Annotated in this window: 18 protein-coding genes; 10 read left to right on the top strand and 8 right to left on the bottom strand. The window is 73.7% G+C overall.

What is annotated here, in order from left to right; genetic code table 11:
- Positions 1-29: 29 nt before the first annotated feature.
- Positions 30-845 carry an MBL fold metallo-hydrolase gene (locus tag KDY119_RS18270; RefSeq protein ID WP_036955457.1) on the bottom strand — a complete coding sequence of 272 codons (816 nt, stop codon included), beginning with the start codon at positions 843-845 and terminating at the stop codon, positions 30-32.
- Positions 846-1,017: 172 nt separating this feature from the next.
- Here KDY119_RS18270 and KDY119_RS18265 point away from each other — a divergent pair, with 172 nt between their 5' ends.
- The 6 genes from KDY119_RS18265 (at position 1,018) to KDY119_RS18240 (ending at position 5,507) form a co-directional block, all read left to right on the top strand.
- Positions 1,018-1,671: a lysophospholipid acyltransferase family protein gene (locus tag KDY119_RS18265; RefSeq protein WP_036955459.1), complete on the top strand. Its 654-nt coding sequence runs from the start codon at positions 1,018-1,020 to the stop codon at positions 1,669-1,671.
- Positions 1,671-2,195, top strand: coding sequence for a gamma carbonic anhydrase family protein (locus KDY119_RS18260; RefSeq protein WP_036955462.1), 525 nt, complete (start codon positions 1,671-1,673; stop codon positions 2,193-2,195). Before KDY119_RS18265 ends, KDY119_RS18260 begins: the two co-directional genes overlap by 1 nt.
- Before the next feature lie 125 nt (positions 2,196-2,320).
- Complete coding sequence (locus KDY119_RS18255; RefSeq protein ID WP_036955465.1) at positions 2,321-3,457, top strand: App1 family protein; 1,137 nt, start codon at positions 2,321-2,323, stop codon at positions 3,455-3,457.
- Positions 3,458-3,547: 90 nt separating this feature from the next.
- A complete protein-coding gene (locus KDY119_RS18250; protein WP_083891278.1) occupies positions 3,548-4,243 on the top strand; it encodes a YceI family protein in 696 nt (231 codons plus the stop codon).
- Positions 4,240-4,767, top strand: a complete 528-nt coding sequence (locus tag KDY119_RS18245; protein ID WP_036955470.1) for a sigma-70 family RNA polymerase sigma factor — start codon at positions 4,240-4,242, stop codon at positions 4,765-4,767. Before KDY119_RS18250 ends, KDY119_RS18245 begins: the two co-directional genes overlap by 4 nt.
- Positions 4,764-5,507, top strand: coding sequence for an anti-sigma factor family protein (locus KDY119_RS18240; RefSeq protein ID WP_036955473.1), 744 nt, complete (start codon positions 4,764-4,766; stop codon positions 5,505-5,507). Before KDY119_RS18245 ends, KDY119_RS18240 begins: the two co-directional genes overlap by 4 nt.
- 141 nt (positions 5,508-5,648) lie before the next feature.
- On the opposite strand, the gene KDY119_RS18235 is transcribed toward KDY119_RS18240, so the two are convergent.
- The 3 genes from KDY119_RS18235 to KDY119_RS18225 all read right to left on the bottom strand — a co-directional run bounded on the left by KDY119_RS18235 (position 5,649) and on the right by KDY119_RS18225 (position 9,853).
- A complete protein-coding gene (locus KDY119_RS18235; RefSeq protein ID WP_036955477.1) occupies positions 5,649-7,076 on the bottom strand; it encodes a choice-of-anchor A family protein in 1,428 nt (475 codons plus the stop codon).
- A gap of 165 nt (positions 7,077-7,241) precedes the next feature.
- Positions 7,242-7,886: a DNA-3-methyladenine glycosylase I gene (locus KDY119_RS18230; protein WP_036955479.1), complete on the bottom strand. Its 645-nt coding sequence runs from the start codon at positions 7,884-7,886 to the stop codon at positions 7,242-7,244.
- 107 nt (positions 7,887-7,993) lie between these two features.
- Positions 7,994-9,853, bottom strand: coding sequence for an AMP-dependent synthetase/ligase (locus tag KDY119_RS18225; RefSeq protein WP_051137018.1), 1,860 nt, complete (start codon positions 9,851-9,853; stop codon positions 7,994-7,996).
- Between the two features lie 254 nt (positions 9,854-10,107).
- On the opposite strand from KDY119_RS18225, the gene KDY119_RS18220 reads away from it, so the two are divergent.
- Together KDY119_RS18220 and KDY119_RS19380 are read left to right on the top strand one after the other, a co-directional pair.
- Positions 10,108-10,260 carry a hypothetical protein gene (locus KDY119_RS18220; protein ID WP_153022629.1) on the top strand — a complete coding sequence of 51 codons (153 nt, stop codon included), beginning with the start codon at positions 10,108-10,110 and terminating at the stop codon, positions 10,258-10,260.
- 43 nt (positions 10,261-10,303) lie between these two features.
- On the top strand, positions 10,304-13,222 hold the full coding sequence (locus KDY119_RS19380) for a helix-turn-helix transcriptional regulator (protein WP_153022628.1): 2,919 nt from the start codon (positions 10,304-10,306) through the stop codon (positions 13,220-13,222).
- 15 nt (positions 13,223-13,237) lie between these two features.
- Here the strand turns inward: KDY119_RS19380 and KDY119_RS18210 are convergent, their stop codons facing one another.
- From KDY119_RS18210 to hrpA, 4 genes are all read right to left on the bottom strand, one after another.
- Positions 13,238-13,633, bottom strand: a complete 396-nt coding sequence (locus tag KDY119_RS18210) for a DoxX family protein (RefSeq protein WP_153022627.1) — start codon at positions 13,631-13,633, stop codon at positions 13,238-13,240.
- Between the two features lie 94 nt (positions 13,634-13,727).
- Positions 13,728-14,915, bottom strand: coding sequence for an endo-1,4-beta-xylanase (locus KDY119_RS18205; protein WP_051137019.1), 1,188 nt, complete (start codon positions 14,913-14,915; stop codon positions 13,728-13,730).
- A gap of 184 nt (positions 14,916-15,099) precedes the next feature.
- Complete coding sequence (locus KDY119_RS18200; RefSeq protein ID WP_036955487.1) at positions 15,100-15,306, bottom strand: PspC domain-containing protein; 207 nt, start codon at positions 15,304-15,306, stop codon at positions 15,100-15,102.
- Positions 15,307-15,405: 99 nt separating this feature from the next.
- The gene (gene hrpA, locus KDY119_RS18195) at positions 15,406-20,103 is read right to left on the bottom strand and encodes an ATP-dependent RNA helicase HrpA (RefSeq protein WP_153022626.1); all 4,698 of its coding nucleotides are present in this window, start codon (positions 20,101-20,103) and stop codon (positions 15,406-15,408) included.
- Positions 20,104-20,526: 423 nt separating this feature from the next.
- Between hrpA and KDY119_RS18185 the strand changes: the two genes are divergently transcribed.
- Both KDY119_RS18185 and KDY119_RS18180 read left to right on the top strand, forming a co-directional pair.
- Positions 20,527-21,156, top strand: coding sequence for a nucleoside/nucleotide kinase family protein (locus KDY119_RS18185; RefSeq protein ID WP_083891280.1), 630 nt, complete (start codon positions 20,527-20,529; stop codon positions 21,154-21,156).
- A gap of 281 nt (positions 21,157-21,437) precedes the next feature.
- Positions 21,438-21,857: an EF-Tu/IF-2/RF-3 family GTPase gene (locus tag KDY119_RS18180; protein WP_036955490.1), complete on the top strand. Its 420-nt coding sequence runs from the start codon at positions 21,438-21,440 to the stop codon at positions 21,855-21,857.
- The last annotated feature ends 6 nt before the right edge of the window (positions 21,858-21,863 follow it).

The following is a 21,863-nucleotide window of genomic DNA, read 5'->3' as shown; positions in this document are numbered from 1 at the left end:
AATGGTGCGATCCTCTCGGTGACGGCGGCTCAGGAGGCTTCAGGCGCGACCTCCGTGCGGGTGCCCGGCTCGAGCACCACCAGCCGCTCGGTGAGGCCTGCATCAGCGAACGCAGTGCGGACCGCGTCGACGGACTCGGTGAAGTGCGCCCACGAGTCCGCGTGCACCGGCACGACGAGCGCGTCCCCCAGCAGGCCCGCGGCCTCGGCCGCGTCCGTCCCGCGCAGGGTCACGGTGTGCCCGGGGAACCGGCCGACGTCGGCGGCGCCCGTGTTGAGGATCGCGACCGCGATCTCGGGGAACCGGGCGGCGACCTCCCCGACCAGGTCGAGCGAGGCGTTGTCGCCCGACACGTAGACCGTCGGCGTGTCCGCCGCCTCGAGCACGAAGCCCGTGACCGGTCCGCTGAGCGTCGGGGCGTCCGCGCCCTCCGGGCCGTGCAGGGCGGGCACGGCCGTCACCGTGACCGGACGCTCGCCGTCGAGCTCGACCGACGCCCACGCGTCGAGCCCGGTCACGCCGGGGATGCGCGCGCCCGCCGCCGGCGTCGAGAGGACGGGGACGCCGTCGGCGAGGACGCGCTCGACGAGCGCGCGGCCCGCGACGTCGAGGTTGTCGGCGTGCTGGTCGTGCGAGACGAGGACGAGGTCGAGGGGCAGGACGGCGTCGGCGGGGAGCGCGGGCGGCGCGGTCTTCGTGAGGACGACGGCGCCCTCATAGCTGCGCGGCTCGTCGAACGTTGGGTCGAGCAGGACGCGGAGGCCCGCGTACTCGAGGAGGACTGTCGGGCCTCCTGCGAGGGTCGCGCGGACGGGCGTGCCGGACGGTGCAGGCGTGGTCGTCATGCCCCCAGCGTGCGCCGTCCGGCGGCCCGGGACGAGGGGCGGGCACGTCACGGACCGCAAGAATCTCGCCACGCCGTCGTCCTGCCGACGCCTCGGCGAAGTCGTACAGAACTCTGCCGGTCACCTGTACGCCACCGGAGCCGTTCCTCGCGCGGGCGTGCACAATGTTGCGATGACCTATCGGGTACTGCGGCTGGTGCTGTCGCTGGTCGCCTTCGTGTGCCTGCGGCCCAAGGTGACCGGGCGGAACAACATCCCCCGCACGGGACCCGTGATCCTCGCGAGCAACCACCTGTCGTTCATCGACTCGATCCTCATCCCGCTCGTCGCCCCGCGGCAGGTCACCTTCATGGCCAAGGCCGAGTACTTCACCGGGCGCGGGATCAAGGGCCGCCTGTCGCGGTGGTTCTTCACGACGATGGGCAACATCCCCGTCCAGCGCGACGACCCCCGGGCGGGGATCCGCTCGCTCGAGGACGCGCTCGTCGTCCTGGAGCGCGGGGACGTCTTCGGCATCTACCCCGAGGGCACGCGGTCACGGGACGGCAAGCTCCACAAGGGACACACCGGCGTCGCCTGGCTGGCCCTGACCGGCCACGCGCCGATCGTCCCGGTGGCCCTCGTGAACACCGACAAGGTCCAGCCCGCCGACCAGAAGATGCTGCGCCTCCCGCGCGGGCACCGGGTCGAGATCCACTTCGGACGACCCATCGACCCGTCGCACCAGATCACCGCCGCCCAGCGTCCCGCGCAGGCGCGCCGCGAGCTCACGGACAGCGTGATGACGAGCATCCACGCCATGAGCGGACAGGAGCTGGCGGCCTGATGATCCTCCGCCTGGGCGACCGCGTCCCCGACGTCGCCGGCACCGCCTGGGTGGCCGACGGCGCGACCGTCGTCGGCTCCGTGACGCTCGGCGAGCACGTGGGCGTCTTCTACGGTGCCGTGCTCCGCGGTGACATGCAGCCCATCACGATCGGCGACCGGTCGAACCTGCAGGACGGCGTCGTCGTGCACACCGACCCGGGGTTCCCTGTGACCGTCGGTTCCGGGGTGTCCGTGGGGCACAACGCCGTCCTGCACGGCTGCACCGTCGACGACGACGTGCTCGTCGGCATGGGGGCCACGGTCCTGAACGGCGCGCACGTGGGAGCGGGCAGCCTGATCGGCGCGAACGCGCTCGTGCCGGAGGGGGCGCAGATCCCGCCCGGCTCGCTCGTCGTCGGACTGCCGGCGCGCGTCGTCCGACCGCTCGGGGACGACGAGCTCCAGCACGTCCGCGACAACGCCGACGCGTACGTCGAGCTGACGCGGCAGCACGCCGAGGACGCGCGCCCGCTCGGCTCCTGACCCGCCGGGCCGGCGGGTTGTCAGGCGCTCGCGGTGCCGGCGAGCGGCGTGCGCCTGACAGGTCGGCGGTGCGCCGTGTGCGAAGGTGAGACGGACACCCCGAGGACGTCCCCGAGGAGCCGCTCGTGCCCCAGCCCGAACCCGTCAACGCGCCCACGTCGACGCGCCCGCACATCGCGGCACGCCTCGAGGACCGCTTCTTCGACGCGCTCGGGGGCCGGCTCTGTCGCCGCAAGGGCTGGGCCCCGCACGTCGAGGCGTACACGGGCTACGGCTGCGGTGACTGGGTCCGGGTCCTCGCGCGTGCCGTCCTCGCGCCCCGCGACCCCCATCCGACCCCCGCGCACGACCGCCGCGGCTGGCGCAGCTACCTGTCCGTCCCCGCACCGGGCGAGGTGCTGCGGGTCTCCGTCGGGGGGGCGCACGCCGTCCTGGTCGCGGACCGCGCCGGCTACATCGACGCCCGCCTCGAGCTGCCCGCGCCGCTCGACGCAGGCTGGCACGCGGCGTCCGTGACCACCGAGGACGGGCGCGTCGCGTCGTGCCCGCTGCTCGTCGTCGGCGCGGACGAGACGTTCGGGGTGGTGAGCGACATCGACGACACCGTCGTCGACACCCGTCTGCCCCGGCCGCTCATCGCGTTCTGGAACACGTTCGTCCTGCACCCGCGGGCCCGCCGCGAGGTCCCGGGGATGGCCGACCTCTACGCGGGGCTCCACGCCCGCTACCCGGACGCTCCGTTCGTCTACCTGTCGACGGGTGCTTGGAACACGGCGGGCACGCTGCGCCGGTTCCTGGACGTGCACGGATTCCCGCAGGGCCCGCTGCTGCTCACCGACTGGGGCCCGACGAACACCGGCTGGTTCCGCAGCGGCGCGGCGCACAAGCACGGTCAGCTCGAGCGGCTGTTCGACGAGCTGCCGGGGATCCGCTGGCTCCTCGTCGGCGACGACGGCCAGCACGACCCCGTGATCTACGAACGCGTCGCTCGTGAGCGCCCCGACCACGTGGCGGCTGTGGCGATCCGCCAGCTCACGCCCGCGCAGCAGGTGCTGTCCCACGGCCTCCCCGTCCCGCTCCCGCCGCCCCGCGGCACGGACGCGTGGTGGCACGGCACGGTCCACGGCCCGCACGGGACCGACGCGTCGGGCCGGCCGGCCGGGGAGGGGGCGGAGACCCCGTCGTCGACGGACCGTGTCCCCGTCGTCCGGGGGCAGGACGGCACTGCGCTGCGTCGGGCGCTCCTCGGCACCGTCAAGTGATCCGCACCCGCTGAACCACCCGGAGCTCTGTCTCGTCGTGGAGGTGTCGGCTCGCCCGGGCCGGCGCGAGACTGGACAGATGGGACGACCATGTCACCCGGGACCTCGGATCGGCGTCGACACCGACGGCGCACGCTCGTGGTGTGGTGCGTCGGGCTCGCAGTCGTGCTGGTGGTCGCGGCCTTCGTGGGGCCGGCGGTGTACGCCGGGTTGGTGAACCGGCACGCCGACCCGGTGCCGACCCTGGGAACGGGGAGTGCATCGGTCGGTGCGGCGGGACCGCTCGCCGACGGCCGCTGGACCGTCGGTGCGGGGTCGTTCGCGGGCTACCGCGTCCACGAGGTGCTCCAGGGCCACGACGCGACCGTCACGGGGCGCACCGACGAGATCGCGGGCGCGGTCACGGTCTCGGGTGGACGTGTCACCGCCGCGACCGTGACGGTGCAGGTCGCGTCGGTCCTGACCGACGAGCCCCCGCGGGACTCCTACTTCCGTTCGACCGCGCTCGAGACGTCGAGGTTCCCGACGGCGACCTTCGTCCTCGCGCGGGCCGTGCCGGCGTCGTCGGGCGCGGTGAGCCTGTCCGGCCGGCTGACGGTGCACGGCGTGACGCGGGACGTGACCTTCGCAGGGCGCGCGTCCACGGGCATTGCGGGCGCGGAGGTCGTCGCGAGCCTGCCCGTGACCTGGGCGGACTACGGCGTCGACGCCCCCCGGCTGCCGTTCGTGACGGTGGACGACCACGGGGCGATCGAGCTGGACCTGCACCTCGCGAGGTCCTGGTGAGCGCTGCCCCCGACACGCGGCTCCGTGCCCTCCACGACGCACACGCGGGCGCGTTGTACCGGTTCGCGCTCCGTCTCACGGGGGACGAGGGCCTCGCTCAGGACGTCGTCCAAGAGACCCTCGTGCGCGCGTGGCGGCACCCCGACGTGCTCGCGCGCGGCGACGACCGGGTGCGCGCCTGGCTCTTCACCGTGGCCCGTCACCTCGTCGTGGACGACCGCCGGAGCGCGCGGCACCGGCGCGAGGCCGTCGTCGGCGAGCCCGGCGTCCTCGATCGGCTCGACCGTGCCCCGACCGCACGGGACGACACCCAGTCCGTGCTCGACGCCTGGCTCGTCGGGGACGCGCTCGCGACGCTCTCGCCCGAGCACCGGGCCGTCGTCGTCGGGGCGTACTACGGCGGGCAGAGCGTGGCCGAGCTCGCCACCGAGCTCGACATCCCCGCCGGGACGGTCAAGTCCCGGCTGCACTACGGCCTGCGCGCCCTGCGGCTCGCGCTCCAGGAGAGAGGGGTGACGTCATGACGGACGCCCGCACGCCCGACGACGTCGCTGCCGAGCACGAGCGCGTCGCCGAGTGGGACGCCGCGTACGTGCTGGGGGCGCTCGACGCGGAGGACCGCCGAGCCTTCGAGCGGCACGTCGCCGTGTGCGACCGCTGCCGGGAGGCCGTGGCCGACCTCGCCGGGATGCCGCCGCTGCTCGCGCTCCTGCCCGCGGACGAGGTGCCGCGAGGCGCCTCGGACGAGACCTCGGCGGATGTGGTCGATCTGGGCGCCGTGGCCACCCGGCTCCGTCGGGGGCAGGTGCGGCGGCGTTGGACCGCGGCGGCGGTGGCCGCGGGGCTGCTCGTGGTGGGCGGCGGCGCCGGGTGGGCCGTCTCGTCGGCGGTGTCGACCGACGGCGGCGGTTCCGTGAGCGCCGCCGCGACCACGTGGTCGCTCGCCCCGGTCGGTGGCTCCGGCGTCACGGCACAGCTCACCCTCGACCCCGTGGCGTGGGGGACGCGGCTGTCCTGGTCGTGCCACTACCCGGAGGGGGCGACGCCGACGTCTGGTGGCCCGTACGTGGCGGCCGGGACCGGCGGTGCGACCTACGCGCTGGTGGTGCTCGACCGCTCCGGCCGAGCGACGACCGTCGGGACGTGGGCCGCGACCGGGACGGGAGCGACGGGTCTGCACGCCTCGACGTCCCTAGCGAAGCAGGACGTCGAGGGCGTCGAGATCCGGCTGGGCGGCGTCGCCGTCGCCCGCTCCGAGGGCTGAGGTCGAGGCCGTCGGCGTCGGGAACGAGATCGGGCCCGGTCGCCCCGTGGAAGGCGACCGGGCCCGCGTTGCGTGTCCCGGAGGACCCGCGTGCGCGCCCCGAAGGAGGGGACGGTGCGCGCAGCTCGGTGAGTGGTGCGGTCAGACGGCCCGACGGCGTCGCAGCACCAGCAGCGTCGCGCCGGCTGCGACCAGCACCGCGGCCGCGATCGCGAAGGGCACGATGTTCGCGCCGGTCTGGGCGAGCACGCCCTCACCCTGCGCGGTGGCGGTCGCCGTCGGCGCGGCCGTGCCGCCGGCTGCGAGGACGACCGTCGTGTCTGTCGGCGAGGGCGACGCCACGTCGGCGGGAGCGGTCGACGGGGTGTCCTCGTCGGTGCTCGGCGCGGTGGACTGGTCGTCGCTCGGCGTGTCCGTGGTGTCGTCGCTCGGCGTCTCGGTCGAGTCGTCGCTCGGGGCCGGGGTGCTGGCCGGGGTCGTGCTCTCGGGGGTGGGTGTCGTGGTGGGGGACGAGGTGGTCTCGTCCGTCGGGGTGCCCGGCGTGCACGTCAGGTCGTCCGAACCCGTGAACGGATAGTTGTGGAACTCGCCGCCCGCGTAGGTGTGTGCGAGATCGCCTGCGACCCAGGTGCGACCGTTCAGGCCGGGAACGTCGATCGTGGTCGTACCGCCCCCAGTCGGGACCAGGACCGAGCCGACCCACTGTGCCGACCCGGCGATGTCCGGGGAGGTGTCGCCGACGATGTTCCACACGGTGCGCGATGCGTACGAGCCGAGGCCCGCGTTGTCACCGTTCTGGTCGAAGGCGGCCGTGGCGCCCTCGCGGCGCATGTCGGTGACGTTCGCGTGGACCTTGCCCGTGACGTTGACGACGATCGTCGCGTCGTCCGGGATGTCGGCGAACTCGACGCTGACGGACTGCGACGCGCTCCCCAGCTTGCCGCCGTCGACGGCGAAGACCTGCGTCGACGAGTGGCCGTCGCCGCGGAACACGACGTAGGGGGCCTCGTCGGTGACGGTGCCGTTGGCGGCCTCCGCGGCGAGCTCGCCGGACGTGGACCGGAGCGTCGTCGTGAGGTCGGCGTACGCGCCGAGCGCGGCCGTCTTGCCGAGGGAGGCGTGTGCGGTTCCCTCGGCGGGCTTGCCGTCGATCGTCCCGCCCACCTTCATCTGACCGTCCAGACCGTGGCCCACGTGGAGGTTCGACGTGCCCGTGACGTCCTCGCCGACCCGGAGCATGACCGAGCCCTTGGAGGGGGCGACGAGGGACCCGCCGCCGGCGACCCCGACGCCGTAGAGCCCGTCGACGGCGAAGTCCCTGCCGACCACGACCACACCCTCCGCCTCCGCCGCGCCGTGGACCGTGAAGTCGCCGGCCGCGTACACGTTGACCGTGTTGTCGGTGCCGGTGGGGTCACCGTTGCCGATCCCGGTCGTGGTGCAGGTCTCGGCGGCGTTCGCGCCTCCGGTCGCGGCGAGGACGCCCGCGCCCGCGAGGGCGAGGGCTGCGGCCGTCCGGCCGATGAGGGCGCGGCCCTGGTGGGCAGGGCCGAGGGGACGCGTGCTCAAGGAAGTGCTCCTTCGATGGGTGCCGGTGCGCGCGCGGCGGTGCGCGCGCACGAGGGGACGGTCCACGGCACGCTACCGGTACGGAAGCGGCGCGTACAAATCCATGGTCTACACTTCACCCGTCTTTCGCAGCGAGGGTGAGCGGTGCGGCCTGTCCGGTCTGCGTCAGGCCGTGGCGCCGACGGTCTCCGGGCCGCCGGAACCGCGAGCGAGCACGACGGGGCAGGTCGCGAGATGGTCGTCGACCAGGCCGCACGCCTGCATGGTCGCGTACGCCGTGATCGGCCCGACGAACACGAACCCGGCCTTCTTGAGGGCCTTCGACAGCGCCAGCGACTCGGGCGTCTTGGCGGGAACCTCGGTCCAGCTCGAAGGCGGTTCGGTGCGAGGCGCGGGCGCGAACGACCACACGAGCTCGTCGAGCGAGCCGCCCGCGTCGTGCAGTGCGACGAGGGCGCGCGCGTTGGTGAGCGTGGCCTCGATCTTCTGCCGGTTCCGGATGATGGACGCGTCCTGCAGCAGCCGCTCGACGTCGTCCGGTCCGTACGCGGCCACCACCTGAGCGTCGAAGCCTGCGAACGCGGACCGGAACGCCTCGCGCTTGCGCAGCACCGTCAGCCACGAGAGCCCGGACTGGAACCCCTCGAGCGCGAGCCGTTCGAGCAGCTCGTGCTCGCCGTGCACGGGGACGCCCCACTCGGTGTCGTGGTAGCGCTCGTAGAGGGGGTCACCGTCGCCGAAGCACCGGGTGCCGGCCGGGCTGGGTGCCGTGGGCTGGTTGTCGTCCACGGCTGCTGGTGTCGTCGTCATGGCCCCAGCGTGCCGCAGGCCTCCGACGCGCGGGCGGCGGCCGAGCCTCGTTGTGCACGACGGCGGCTCGGGTGCCCCTGTGGGTGGCGGCCGCTGACTCCGACCGGTCAGGAGTAGAGCGACCCGATCAGGTCGGCGTTCTTCTCGATCACGGGCTTGCGGCGCAGCTTGAGCGACGGCGTGAGCTCGTTGGACTCGACGGTGATCTCGCTGGGGAGGATCGCGAACTTCTTGATCTGCTCCCAGCGCGCGAACCCGGCGTTCGTCCGGTCGACGGCGGCCTGCACCTCGGCCTCGACCTGCGGCGACGCGATGAGCTCCTCGTACGAGCCGCTGAGCCCCTTGGTCTTCGCCCAGCCGACGAGCTCCTCGGAGTCGATGCTGACGAGCGCGACGCAGTACGACCGTCCGGCCCCGACGACGACGGCCTGCCCGATGATCGTGCTGTTCGACGACAGCGACACCTCGACGAGCCCGGGCGCGACGTACTTGCCGTTCGACGTCTTGAAGAGGTCCTTCTTGCGGTCGACGATCTTGAGGTAGCGGTCCTCGACGATCTCGCCGATGTCGCCCGTGTGGAACCAGCCGTCCTCGATCGCCTCGGCGGTCGCGTCCGCGTTGTTGAAGTACCCCGGGGTGACGGCGGGGCCGCGGGCGAGGATCTCGCCGTCGGACGCGAGCTTGATCTCGTGGCCCGGGAGCACGGGGCCGACGGTCCCGAACCGGGACTCGCCGGGCAGGTTCACGGTGATCGCCGCGGACGTCTCGGTCAGCCCGTAGCCCTCGAGGATCGGCATGCCGGTCGCCTCGAAGAACTCGAGGATCTCTCGCGACAGGGGCGCCGAGCCGGAGATGAAGTACTGGAGCTGCCCGCCGAACCGCTTGCGGACCTTCGAGAACACGAGCGCCGAGCTGAGCGCGGCCTGCGCGCGCACCCACAGCGACGCCGTCTCGCCGGACTGCTGCGCCCGGACCTTCTGCTCACCGGCCCGCACGGCCCAGCGGAACAGCGCGAGCGTGATCCCGCCCTTGGCCTCGACCTGCGCGGTGATGCCGGCGTGGACCTTCTCGAAGATGCGCGGCGCCGCGGCCATGAACACCGGTCGTGCGGTCGCGAGGTTCCCGACGAGGTTCGGGATCGAGCCGTCGACGGCCGTCGGGTAGCCGATCTGGAGCTGCGCCACCACGAACGTCTTCGCGAACACGTGCGCGAGCGGGAGCCACAGCATCTGCGTGTGCTGGTCGGAGAGGATGCCGAGCGCGTCGATCCCCGCGGCCTCTCCGGTCCAGTTGTAGTGCGTGAGCCGCACGCCCTTCGGGAGGCCGGTGGTTCCCGACGTGTAGATGAGGGTCGCGAGGTCGTCCGGGCCGAGCTCCGCGTGGGCGCCGTCGACGGCGGTGGGGTGGGCGGCGTCGTAGGCACGGCCGGATTCCGTGAGGTCGGCGAGCGAGCGCTCGCCGTCGCCCAGCGTGGCACCGCTCGCGTCGATCACGACGACGAGCTCGAGCGCCGGCGTCTTCGCGCGGACCGCGCGCACCTGCTCGAGCAGCTCCACGTCGTCGACGACGACGATCCGCGACCCGGAGTCCGAGAGGATCCACTCGAGCACGTCGGGCGTGGCGATGGGGTAGATCGAGGTGGTCGCGGCGCCGGCCTGCTGGATCGCCTGGTCGACGACGATCCAGTCGTAGCTCGTGCCCGCCATGAGGGCGATCCGGTCGCCGCGGGCGATGCCGTGCTCGACGAACGCCGCGGCGAGCGGCCGGACCCGCGCGTCGACGTCGCGCCAGGAGTGGTCGACCCACCCGCCCTGCCCGTCGGGCGAGCGGTAGGCGAGCTCGCCCGCGTGGTCGCGCACCCGCGCGTCGTACAGGGCGGTGACCGAGCGTGCGATCCGCAGGGGGGAGTCGCTCAGGTCGAGGTGGGTGGCGGGTCGGTCCGCGGGAGTGGTGGCCGGTGCGGTCATGCGTTGTACCTCGTCGTCCGCTGCATGGGAAGGCCCGCTCCGACGCGGGCTCGTGATACATGCTACCCCGGGTATCGGAATCCCCTGAACCCGCTGGTCGGGGCTACCTCAGACGGCCGTACGGGTACCTCAGACGCCGTCTGAGGCACCTCAGCGCCCAGGACTGGGCGACCGCCCGATCTGCGCACCCCCGCCTTACCCGCAGAGTCGGGGTCACGGCGGCACCGTGTCGCCGCGACTCTCGAGGGGGAATCATGCTGGAACAGCTCGGACCCGCGGTCGACGCCCAGGTCGAGTACCTGCGTGAGCAGGCTCGCGCGTCCTACCGCACCCATGGCGCCCAGCAGGGCTCGCGGTGGCACCGGCTCAGCCACCGTCTGCACCTGGACCACCGCGCCGCCGCCTGAAAGGGTGGCGCTCCGGTGGGCGGGCGCTGACACACTGGGGGACATGGCCGCACCTGCGTCCGCGCCCTTCGTCGCGCGGTCAGCCGAGCTCGAGCTCCTCACCGACGCGGTCCGCCGCGCCGCCGAGGGAGAGCCCGCGCTCGTCCTCGTGGGCGGCGACGCCGGGATCGGCAAGACCCGACTCCTGACCCGCACCGCCGAGCTCGCCCAGGAGGCGGGTGCGGCGGTCGTCGTGAGCCACTGCGTGGACCTCGGCTCGGTCGGCCTGCCGTTCCTGCCGTTCGTCGAGGCCCTCAGCGACCTGCGGCGCCGTTGTTCGATCGTCGACGACTTCGCCGCCCAGCGTCCCGCGTTGGCGCGCCTCCTCGACGCCGACCCGGGAGCGACCCCCACCTCCGAGCCCGCCGGCCGCCTGCAGCTCCTCGACGGGCTGGCCGCCGTGCTCGGAGGGGCCGGGGCGCCGTCGTCGCCGCTCGTCCTCATGATCGAGGACATCCACTGGGCGGACGCGTCGACGCTGGACGCCCTGCGCTACCTCGTGGCGCGGCTCCGCGACGAGAACCTCCTCGTCGTCGCGTCGTACCGCGCCGACGACCTGCACCGCCGCCACCCCCTGCGCCCCGTGCTCGCCGAGCTGGGCCGGCACCCGCGCGTCGAGCGGATCGAGCTCGAGCCCTTCACGCGCGACGAGCTGCGCGAGTTCACGACGGCGGTCGCCGGGCGCCCGCTCGACGCCGCCGCCCTCGAGTCGGTGAGCCGGCGGTCCGAGGGCAACGCCTACTTCGCGGAGGAGCTCGTCGAGTCGGGGGTCCGGCCCGGCGAGCTGCCGTGGACGCTCGCCGACGTCCTCCACGCCCGGCTCGAGCGTCTCCCGCCGGACGTGCAGCGCCTCGTCCGGATCGCGTCCGCGGACGGTCGCCAGGTGCTCGAACCGCTGGTCCGCGCGGTCGCCGCAGGCCCTGTGCTCGGAGGTGCGGCGGGCGCGGACACGGACAGCGCCCTGAGGGAAGCCGTGGCGCAGCAGGTCCTCCACTCGGACGGGGACCGCATCGTCTTCCGGCACGCGCTGCTCGCCGAGGCCGTCTACGGGGACCTGCTGCCGGGCGACCAGGTGGCCGTCCACCGCGCCTACCTCGACGCCCTCGCAGCCGACCCTGCTCTCGGCTCTGCGGCCGTCCGCGCCTACCACGCCCTCCGCGCCCACGACCTGCCGATGACGCTCGTCGCGAGCCGCGATGCCGCCCGGCAGGCCGCGCGCGTCCTCGCGCCCGCGGAGGAGCGGCGCCACCTCGAGCAGGTGCTCGCGCTGTGGGACGCCGTCCCCGACGCCGCCGGCCTCCTCGGCGAGCCGCACGACGACGTCGCCCTCGCGGCCGCGTCCGCCGCTGCCCGCTCCGGCGCGCCCGAGCGGGCCGTCGACCTCGCCCGGGCCGTCGTCGACACGCACGTCGGCGACCCGCTCCGCCATGCCTCCCTCCAGCACGTCCTCGCCGGCTACCTGCTCGCCGCCGACGAGCTCGACGAGATGCTCGACCGCACCGCGTCGGCTCTCGAGGTCCTGCCCGTCGACCCGCCGTCGCGCGACCGCGCCTGGACCCTCGCGATGCACGCACGCGCCGCGCTCAACCTCGACCTCGACGACATCGCCCGGCAGGACGCCGTCCGCGCCGTCGCCGACGCCCAGGCCGTCGACGCCCCCGACGTCGAGGCCGACGCGCTCGGCACGCTCGCCGTGCTCGAGGTCGACGACCCCGAACGCTCGGCGGAGCTCCTCGTCGAGGCCAGGGAGCGCGCCCACGCGGCCGGCGACCTGGAGACCGAGCTCCGGTGCATGTCCAACCTCGTCGCCAACCGCTACTACGCAGGCAACCTCGACGAGGCCGCGCGCCTCGCCGACGAGGCGTCGTGCTACGCCCACGACACCGGGATGACGTGGAGCGTCTACGGCATGACGATCCGGATGTTCGTGCTGCTCGGCGCGTACCTGCGGGGTGAGCTCGCCCCCGCCGACCCGGGCCCCGTCCCCGAGAGCTGGGCCGCGGGGTACCAGGCGCTCCAGCTCTACCCGGCGGTCGCGCGGGGCGACGCCGACGCCGTCGAACGGGGGCAGGCGCTCCGCCCCGCCTGGGTGACGGACGGCCAGATCGCGCTCGTCGCGGGCGGTTGCACCGTGGACGCCCTCGTCTGGCGGGGCGACGACGAGGAAGCCGTCGCGCTCGCCGAGGAGGTCATCGTCTTCCTGGGCCGGGAGTGGTCCGACTCGTTCCTCGGCCGGATCTGGCTCTCCGCGCTCGCCCTCTCGGCGCTCGCGGACCAGGCGGAGCGGGACGCGCTCGTGGGGCACGACGTCGCGGCGCTCGTCGCGCACGGGGACGAGTTCCTCGACGCCGCGGTCCGGACCGCGGAGCGCGGGCGCCCCCGCGGCGGGGTCCTCGGGCCAGAGGGCCGTGGCTGGCTCGCCCGCGTGCACGCCGAGCACGCGCGGCTGCAGGCCGCGGGAGGCGTCGGCGAGAACGATCCGGTGCTCTGGGAGGCCGCGGCGCACGAGTTCGGCTTCGGTTACCGCTACGAGGTCGCGCGGTCCCGGTGGCGGTGGGCGGAGGCCCTGGTCGCCGCGGGCGACCGCGCGGGCGCGAGCGAGCAGCTCGCGGACGTCCTGACGGACGCCGAGGTCATGGGCGCCCGCCCGCTGGCCGACGCGTGCCGTGCGTTGGCCCGCCGCGCCCGACTCGACGTCGGCGGGGTCCGTGCGTCGTCGTCGGACACGCTCACGGAGCGCGAGTCCGAGGTCATGGCGCTGGTCGCTCAGGGGTTGTCGAACCGGCAGATCGGCGAACGGCTGTTCATCTCGGGCAAGACCGTGAGCGTGCACGTCTCGAACGTGCTCGCGAAGCTCGGGGCCGCGACACGTGCCGAGGCCGTGTCCGTCGCGCACCAGCGCGGGCTGCTGGCCGCTCGGTGACGGGCCGGCGTGACGCTACCGGGCCGCCCGGCCGGCGTTGCGTGCCACCGCGACGGCCCCGGCGACGAGTGGGACCTGGAGCGGCAGGCGGCCCCACGCGACGACGGGCTGCCGCGCGGGTGACCGGGCCCCGGGGTGGGAGTCGAGCGCCATCTTCACGTTGCCGGGGAAGACGCCCACCAGCAGGGCTGCGCTGGCGACGCCGCCTGCCGCCCGGGTGCGGGGGACGGCCAGGGCGGCCGCGCACGCGAGCTCCGCGACCCCCGACCCGACGACCCAGGCACGAGCCGACCCGAGCGGGCGGGGGATCAGCGGCTCGAACACCCGCGGGCGGACGAGGTGGATCGTGCCCGAGGTGGCGAGCAGCCCGGCGAGCGCACCAGCGAGGAGCAGGGTTCGGCGTGGGGTCATCCGGCGATGCTAGGTGGCCGGCGCGGCGAACGCCCGCCGCCCGGCTCCGTGGAGCGGGCGACGGGCGTCCGGTCGTAGGTGACGCCGCGGCGGGTCAGCGCGTCCGGCGCGGTGCCCCGGCGGCGAGCTCGAGCGTCTGCTGGAGGACGCCGAACTGGGCCTTCGGCTGGAAGTCGTCGTCCCAGAGCAGGGCCGCGCCCTCGCCCTCGAACGTGCTCGGCACCCAGGACGAGCCGTCGTCGATGCCCCAGACGGTGAACGAGATGCAGCGCTTGACCAGCAGGCACGCGGACAGCGACTGCGACCACATGCTGTTCTGGGCGGTCTGCTCCACGGTGGTGACGGGGAGCGTGGTGCGGACGTCGGCCTCGGTCACGGCGGTGTCGAGCCCCAGGTCGGCGAACTTCTGCATCGTCTCCTGGAGGTTCGGCGTGCCGTACTGCGTGTCGAGGTGGTCCTGGAAGCCGACGCCGTCGATGGGCACGCCCTGGGCCTGCAGCTTCTTGACCATCGCGTAGACGGCTTCGCTCTTCGCGCCCGTGTACTCGATGTTGTAGTCGTTGTAGAAGAGCTTGGCCTTCGGGTCGGCCTCGTGGGCCCAGCGGAACGCGTCGGCGATGTAGCTGTCGCCGAGCTTCTGCGACCAGATGTCGTCGCGGAGCGTGCCGTCGTCGGCGAAGGCCTCGTTGACGACGTCCCACTGCCAGATCTTGCCCTTGAAGTGCTTGACCTCGGTCTGGATGTGCTTCTTGAGGATCGCGCGGAGCTGGTCGGCGGTGAGGCTGTCCGCCTCGGCGGTGAGCCAGGACGGGAGCTGGTTGTGCCAGACCAGGGTGTGGCCGCGGACGAGCTGGCCGTGCTGCTGCGCGAAGGCCACGAGCTTGTCGGCCGGCGCGAAGTTGTACGTGCCCTGCGTGGGCTCGATCGTGTCCCACTTCATGACGTTCTCCGGGCTGACGGTGGAGAACTGCTCGCCGGCGATCGTCGTGTAGGCGTCGTCGGTGCCGAGCTTGTCGGTGTTGATGGCTGCGCCGATCCGCAGGCCCGACGGCGCCGCGAGGCTCCGCAGGGTGTCGTCGCCGGTGGTGGGCTGGGTGGGCGGCTTGTGGCCGTGGCTGGGGGCGCCGGGGACGGCGTGGTGGCCCCACGGAGAGCCCCCGTGGGCGGATGCCGCGAGGGGCGCGGCGACCAGGCCGACGACGGCGATGCCGGCTCCGAGCACGATGGCTCGGCGGTGCCGTCGCGGGGTGGGAGAGGTGGTGGTGAGAGGTGCAGTGGCCATGCCGTGACTCCTTCGTACGGACACGTGGCGCCTGCGTGGTCTCGGGGTCCGCGCCGGTCGCCTCGCTGCGACGCCTCGGTGCGCCGCAGCGTGGCCATCTTCTTTCCGAAACTTTCCGAAAGTCAAGACCCTGTGCGAAGGTCTCACGATCCGGACGGCGTGGGTGCCGCCGGTGTGTGTCGCGTCAGTCCCGGTCGCTCGGGATGACGATCCACAGGATCACGTAGAGCAGGACCTGCGGGCCGGGCAGGAGGACCGACGCCACGGCGATCCACCGGACGAGCGTGGGGCTCAGCCCGAACCGTCGGGCGAGGCCGGCGCACACGCCGGCGATCATGCGACCGCTGCGCGGCCGCGACAACGACGGGCTCGTGGATGCTGTCGTGCTCATGGTTCGACGGTAGGCGCGCGGCCGGTCCGTCGGTATGGGGGATGCCCCCGGACCGACCCGGGCCGGTCCCGGAGCGCCGTTCAGCCCGTGCTCGGCAGCTCACCAGCCGCCGGGCTCGAGGATCTTCCGGATCCGCTTCTCGCTGACGGGCCCGTCGGTCCCGAGCTGTTGTGCGAACAGGGAGACCCGGAGCTCCTCGATCAGCCACCGCACCTCGGCGAGCTCGTCCGCGCGCGCGGGGTCGGGCCGTCCGGCCGCGTAGGCGCCGAGCGCGCGCTCGTAGGCCTGTTGGACGTCGTGGACGCGCCAGGCGAGCTCGGCGTCCCGGTGCGGGTTGCCCTGCGCCTTCTCGAGCCGGTACGACGCCGCCCGCACGTACCGGACGAGGTGCGGCAGGCGCCGGGGCGGGGTCTCGGAGACGAAGCGGTCGTGCACGAGCCCTGCCACCTGGTCGCGCAGGTCCGTGAGCGTGTTGAGCAGCGCCATCGACGTGGCGTCCCGGATCTCGCCGTCGAGGTTCCGCGTCGCGGTGAGGGCGGCCACGACGTGCCCGACGACGCGGAACACCTCGTCCTCGAGCTCGTCCCGCAGGCGATCGCGAACCTTCGCGTAGGCCGTGGCGTCACGGACGGTGGCGGCGTCGGGCACGAGCGCGTTCACGGCGGCGAGCTGCACGTCGGCCACCAGGGCGTCCGTGCTGCGGTACGGGCTCGCGGCCAGGGTCAGCGCCTGCGTCCCGGTCCACCTGCTGGTGATCCGTGCGCCGGCGAGCCCGACCTCCTGCAGCAGCAGCCGCCGCACCCCGCGCGCATGTTCCACGGCCTGGCTCGAGGCGTCCCCGAGCACCCGCAGCGCGACGACCGGCCCACCCTTGGCGTCCTGCTCCTCGACGAGCGCGGGATACCCCCGGACGACGGTCCCGGCCCCGACCCGCGTCTCGACGACCGGCGGCAAGACCCCACCGTCGACCCCCCCGAGATCAGAGGGCCAGCCGGAGACGACGGCAACCTCCCGCACGAGCGCCGGAGCGCCGTCCCCGGAAGCGCCCCCACCCCGCCGCGACGCACCAGTGGCGTCTGAGCCACGTGAAGACGACCCGCTGTGCGAACCGTCGGCGCGGCCGTCGTCGGACGCACCGCGCGGAGAACCGGACGACCCGGCAGAGGAGGGGGAGGCTGCGCCCGAGGAGGCGAAGCCCGTGGTGGTGCCGGCGGACGGTAGGCCGCGCCCCTCCGCCGCCCCCGGCTCGCCCGCCCCAGCCGCGGACGACTCCGCGACGGCGGCCTCGAGCGCCGCCCGGACCGCCGTCCGCACCGCCGCCTCCGCCCGCGACGCCAGACGACGCTGCAGCTCCAGCAGGTCCTTCCCCTCGCCGAGCACCGTCGCGACGCCGCGCTCCGGCTCGGACAGGACGCGGTACGTGACGCGCAGGTGCGCGGGCAGCCGTTCGGGGACGCCGGGCCACGCGTCGTCGGGGATCTCGACGTCGCGCAGGTCGCGGACGGCGCGCGTGAACGCGACCCGGAAGGGTTCGGCCATGTCGCCGGCGCGTGCCATGTCGTCCCACTCGGGGGTGTTGGCGCGCAGCCAGGCGGCGACGTCACGGCCGACGTCGGGTGCGGGCACGAGCTGGACGCGCACGGGCTTCGGCAGGGCCCGGATGGTGGCGACGGTGAGCTCGTCGAGCAGGCCGGGGACCATCCAGTCGAACCCGTCCGGCACCACACGGTTCAGGACGGAGACGGGGACGTGGACGGTCACGCCGTCGGCGTCGGTGCCGGGGGAGAACTGGTAGGTGAGGGGGAGCTCGAGCTCGCCCTGCGGCCACCGCTCGGGGAAGAGCGAGGTGTCGATCTCGTCGGCGGTGGGGACGAGGAGGTCGAGCGTGAACGTCAGGAGGTCGGGGTCGCGACGCCGGGCACCCTTCCACCACTGGTCGAAGTGCCGGGCGGACACGACATCGGCGGGGATGCGGGCGTCGTAGAACGCGAACAGGACGTCGTCGTCGACGACGAGACCCCGTTGCCGGGAGCGGGCCGCGAGCTCCTCGGCCTCCTCGAGGGTCCGCTGGTTGGCGGACCAGAACTGGTGGTGCGTCGTCCACTGGCCCTCGACGAGCGCGTGCCGGACGAACATCTCCCGCGCCGCCTCACGGTCGACGCGCGAGTACAGGACCTGGCGGTCCGCGACGATCGGCACCCCGAACAGCAGCACCTTCTCCCGGACCGTCGCCGCGCCGCGCTTCGACGACCACGACGGCTCCGAGTACGTGTGCTTCACCAGGTGCGCGCCGACCTCCTCCGCCCAGTCCGGCTGGATGCGCGCCACGTCGCGCGCCCACAAGCGGCTCGTCTCCACGAGCTCGCCGGCCATCACGAACGCCGGCGGCTTCTTGTTCAGTGGCGAACCCGGGAAGATCGCGAACCGGATGCCGCGGGCGCCCAGGTACTCGTTGCGGGCCTGTCGGGCCATGCGCTTGAGCTGGGCTGCATCGCGACCCGTGCGCGCGGACGCCTTGATCTCCGCCGTCTGCTGCATCCCGACCTGCGACAGGAGGCCGGCGAGGAGCGCCTTGTGGATGGTGTCGCCGTCCCAGGCGCGCTTGTAGGGGTCGGTGCTCGGGGCGGGGCGGCGGCGGGAGGGGCCGACGGCGCTCGGGCTACCATCCGCCTCGCTCGTACCTCGCTCGGCTCCCGCCAGCCCCGCCACGCCCTTCGCGCCGCCGGCCCCTCCCGCCGCCTCGGGCGTCCGCCTCACCTTCGCGTCCGCGCCGGTGGTCGCCGAGGGTGACGTTGCGTTCGCCGAGGGTGACGCGGTGTGGGCGCGCGTCGGGTCGCCCCAGCGGATGCCGAGAGGCTTGGAGGTGTCGCGGAGCTGGGTCACGAGGTCCTGCCACTCACGGATGCGCAGGAAGTTCAGGTACTCGGAGCGGACGCGGCGGCGGAACTGGCTGCCCGAGAGGTCGTGCTGGAGCTCGCGCGCGTACGTCCAGAGGTTGAGGTAGGTGAGGAAGTCGGACGTCGGGTCCTGGAACCGGGCGTGCTGCTGGTCGGCTTGCGGGCGTTCCTCGGTGGGACGTTCGCGCGGGTCCTGGATGGACAGGGCCGCGGCGATGATCGTGACCTCCCGGGCGACGCCCCGGCGCGCGCCCTCGACGATCATGCGGGCCAGGCGCGGGTCCATGGGGAGCTGCGCGAGGTCGCGGCCGACGGCGGTCAGGCGGGTCTCGCCGTCGGACACCTCGAGGGCGCCCAGCTCGGTGAGGAGCTGCACGCCGTCGCGGATGGAACGCGTGTCCGGCTGGTCGACGAACGGGAACCGGGCGACGTCGTCGGGCGTGGACACGACGCCCACGGAGATCATCTGGAGGATGACCGACGCGAGGGACGTGCGCAGGATCTCCGGCTCGGTGAACGGGGGGCGCGCGTCAAAGTCGTCCTCGGAGTACAGCCGGATCGCGACGCCGTCGGACACGCGCCCGCACCGCCCCGAGCGCTGGTTCGCGCTGGCCTGGCTGATCGGTTCGATGGGCAGACGCTGCACCTTCGACGCGCGCGAGTACCGCGAGATGCGGGCCGTGCCCGGGTCGACGACGTACCGGATGCCCGGGACGGTCAGGGAGGTCTCGGCGACGTTCGTCGCGAGGACGATCCGGCGTCCCGGGTGCGACGCGAACACGCGGTGCTGTTCCGCCGCCGACAGCCGCGCGAACAGCGGCAGGATCTCGACGTACCCGGGCCGGCGGGCGTCGTGCGTGCGGTCGCCGAAGTGGCCGGTGAGGGCGTCGGCGGCGTCGCGGATCTCGCGCTCGCCCGACAGGAACACGAGGATGTCGCCCGGCCCCGGGTCGTGGCGGGTGCGGTCGTGGGCGATCAGCTCGTCGACGGCGTCGACGATGCCGGTGACGAGGTCGCGGTCCTCACGCTTCCTGCCGTCCGCGGTCGCGTCGCCCGTGAGCGGCCGGTACCGCAGCTCGACGGGGTACGTGCGGCCCGACACCTCGATCACGGGGGCGGGGGCGTCGTCGGCCCCGAAATGTTTCGCGAACCGCTCGGAGTCGATGGTCGCGGACGTGATGACGAGCTTGAGGTCCGGCCGCTGCGGCAGCAGCCGCGACAGGTAGCCGAGCAGGAAGTCGATGTTGAGGGACCGCTCGTGCGCCTCGTCGACGACGATCGTGTCGTACGCGAGGAGCTGCGGGTCGCGCTGGATCGCGGCCAGCAGGATGCCGTCCGTCATGACCTTGACGAGCGTGCCGTCCGACGACTCGTCCGTGAACCGCACCTGGTAGCCGACGGTCTCGCCGAGCGGCGTCCCGATCTCCTCCGCGATGCGTTCGGCGACGCTCCGGGCGGCCAGACGGCGCGGCTGCGTGTGCGCGATCTGCCCCGCCCGGCCGCGGCCCAGGTCGAGCAGGATCTTGGGGAGCTGCGTCGTCTTCCCCGAGCCGGTCTCGCCCGCGACGATCACGACCTGGTGGTCCCGGATCGCCTCCGCGATCTCGTCGCGGTGCGCGCTCACGGGGAGCTGCTCGGGGTAGGTGATGGGCGGCACGACGACGGCCTCGCGCCTCGCGCGCATGCGTTCCAGGTGGGCGGTGCTCACCCGGGGCGACGCGGGCCGGTCGCTGCGTCCACCCTGCCCGGGGCCTCGTCCGCGCCCCCGCCGGGACCGGCCACCCGAGCGGCGCCCGCGCTCGGGACGCGCGACGTCCGGGTGCGCGTCGCCGCCGGCGTCAGGGCGCGCTGGACGGCGCTGCCCTGGGTCGGGCGTCGGGGTGCGGGGTTCGGTGCTCACGGGCTTCCATTGTCTCAACTCGTGGCAACTTCATTCGACGCCCACGCCGCTTGCAGAGTGCTAGCGTCGAACGGTGCCGGCTCTCTATCTCGGCGACGTGCCCGAGGACCTCACGCGAACGCTCAAGGAGCGGGCCGCAGCCGAGGGAAAGTCGCTGTCGGCCCCCACCGGTGGTTGAGCTGGTGCGGATCTCCGCGCGGCCGACCAATGCTGACATCGCGGCCCGGTTGAAGAGCCGCGACCGTACCGGTGGCCCCACAGTCCAGGACATTCTCGACGTCGTCGAAGGCGGGCGCCGGTGATCGTCGTCGACGCCTCGGCCATGGTTGAGGCCCTCGTCGGCGCAGTCCGGATCCCGAGCTGCTCGATTCCCTCGCCGGTGACCTCTTCGCACCCACCAGTCGCTAGATCGGGAGACGGCAGATGAGCGGGGACCTGGGCGAAGTCGTCGACCGGCTCGCTCGGGAGCCGCGAGGAACGCAGGTGCGCGTCGCCGTCGACGGGATCGGCGCCAGCGGCAAGAGCCGCTTCGCCTCGCGGCTGGCCGAGCGTGTCACCGGCCGGCCCGTCGTCGTGCTGCACGCGGACGACTTCTTCAACCCGCCGTCCGTCCGCCACGCGCGGGGGCGGCACTCTCCCGAGGGCTTCTGGCTCGACGCGTACGACCTCCGCGCGCTGGTGGCGGCGGTCCGGTCCCCGGGCGGTCCGCCTGACGCGCTCGTCGTCGTCGAGGGCTCGTTCCTCCACCGCGACGAGCTCGTCGGGCTGTGGGACTTCTCCGTCTTCCTCGACGTGTCCTTCGACGAGGCGGCGCGGCGGATGTCCGAGCGGGACGGCCTTGCGGCCGACGACCCGAGGCACGCACGCTACCGAGGCGCGCAGCGCCTCTACTTCGCGGCCGCGCGACCCTGGGAGCGCGCGTCGCTCGTCGTCGACACGACGCGACCCGACGCGCCGCGGATCATCGACCCCGTGGCGTCGGCCGCGCTCGTGGCGTGCGGGCCCACCGAGAACGGCCCGCCTGATAGCGGCTCGGGGTGCTGGGGGCGATGAAACCGCTCGGGTTGGGAGGACGGAACTCCGTTCGCTGCGCTGCGCGAACGGCTCCTGGCCGATCCGGGCTGGCGAGTCCACGACCTCCCGACGCCGCACGACGCGATGCGTGAGGCACCCGAGGCGGTCGCCGCGTTGCCGGCCGGACGGGGCGGACGCGGCGAGACGGACCCACCACCCCGGTATGTTCCGCTCGTCCCCGAGGGCCGCTGACCCACCGGGCTCGCCGTGCTGCTCCGCGTGAGAGGTCGGCGAGCACTTCGGTGTGGCAGGCTCGGCGCATGGGTCTGTTCCGCCGCAAGCGTGAGCCCTTCCTCACGGCTTCCCCCGACGCACCGGTACCCGGGATGTCCACGGCCTCGAGCGTGGCCTCGGTCGAGGTGTCCCCGACGGGAGCCCCCGTGGACGAGGGTCCGGGCGTCGTCGCCGAGCCCTTCTCGCTCGCGGTCGAGGACGTCTTCACGATCACCGGTCGCGGCACGGTCGTCACGGGGACGGTCGCGACCGGCACGGTCCACCGCGGCGACGCGGTCGAGATCGTGCGCGACGGCGTGCCGGTCATGAAGGCGACCGTCTCCGGGGTCGAGACCTTCCGGAAGCAGGTGGACGTGGCGACCGCCGGGGCGAACGTCGGCCTGCTGCTCAAGGGCGTGAGCCGTGACCAGCTCGTCCGCGACGACCTGATCCGCGCCACCAGCTGAGGGCCC

Source organism: Luteimicrobium xylanilyticum, assembly GCF_009429125.1.
GTDB classification, from domain to species: Bacteria; Actinomycetota; Actinomycetes; order Actinomycetales; family Cellulomonadaceae; genus Luteimicrobium; species Luteimicrobium xylanilyticum.
This window is presented reverse-complemented; position numbering and strand designations above follow the sequence as displayed.

What these genes read in the sequence shown, in the direction of transcription:
- KDY119_RS18270 (WP_036955457.1), bottom strand. Translation starts at nt 845, where the DNA reads ATGACGACCACGCCTGCACCGTCCGGCACGCCCGTCCGCGCGACCCTC.
- KDY119_RS18265 (WP_036955459.1), top strand. Translation starts at nt 1,018, where the DNA reads ATGACCTATCGGGTACTGCGGCTGGTGCTGTCGCTGGTCGCCTTCGTG.
- KDY119_RS18260 (WP_036955462.1), top strand. Translation starts at nt 1,671, where the DNA reads ATGATCCTCCGCCTGGGCGACCGCGTCCCCGACGTCGCCGGCACCGCC.
- KDY119_RS18250 (WP_083891278.1), top strand. Translation starts at nt 3,548, where the DNA reads ATGTCACCCGGGACCTCGGATCGGCGTCGACACCGACGGCGCACGCTC.
- KDY119_RS18240 (WP_036955473.1), top strand. Translation starts at nt 4,764, where the DNA reads ATGACGGACGCCCGCACGCCCGACGACGTCGCTGCCGAGCACGAGCGC.
- KDY119_RS18230 (WP_036955479.1), bottom strand. Translation starts at nt 7,886, where the DNA reads ATGACGACGACACCAGCAGCCGTGGACGACAACCAGCCCACGGCACCC.
- KDY119_RS18225 (WP_051137018.1), bottom strand. Translation starts at nt 9,853, where the DNA reads ATGACCGCACCGGCCACCACTCCCGCGGACCGACCCGCCACCCACCTC.
- KDY119_RS18220 (WP_153022629.1), top strand. Translation starts at nt 10,108, where the DNA reads ATGCTGGAACAGCTCGGACCCGCGGTCGACGCCCAGGTCGAGTACCTG.
- KDY119_RS19380 (WP_153022628.1), top strand. Translation starts at nt 10,304, where the DNA reads ATGGCCGCACCTGCGTCCGCGCCCTTCGTCGCGCGGTCAGCCGAGCTC.
- KDY119_RS18210 (WP_153022627.1), bottom strand. Translation starts at nt 13,633, where the DNA reads ATGACCCCACGCCGAACCCTGCTCCTCGCTGGTGCGCTCGCCGGGCTG.
- KDY119_RS18205 (WP_051137019.1), bottom strand. Translation starts at nt 14,915, where the DNA reads ATGGCCACTGCACCTCTCACCACCACCTCTCCCACCCCGCGACGGCAC.
- KDY119_RS18200 (WP_036955487.1), bottom strand. Translation starts at nt 15,306, where the DNA reads ATGAGCACGACAGCATCCACGAGCCCGTCGTTGTCGCGGCCGCGCAGC.
- KDY119_RS18185 (WP_083891280.1), top strand. Translation starts at nt 20,527, where the DNA reads ATGAGCGGGGACCTGGGCGAAGTCGTCGACCGGCTCGCTCGGGAGCCG.
- KDY119_RS18180 (WP_036955490.1), top strand. Translation starts at nt 21,438, where the DNA reads ATGGGTCTGTTCCGCCGCAAGCGTGAGCCCTTCCTCACGGCTTCCCCC.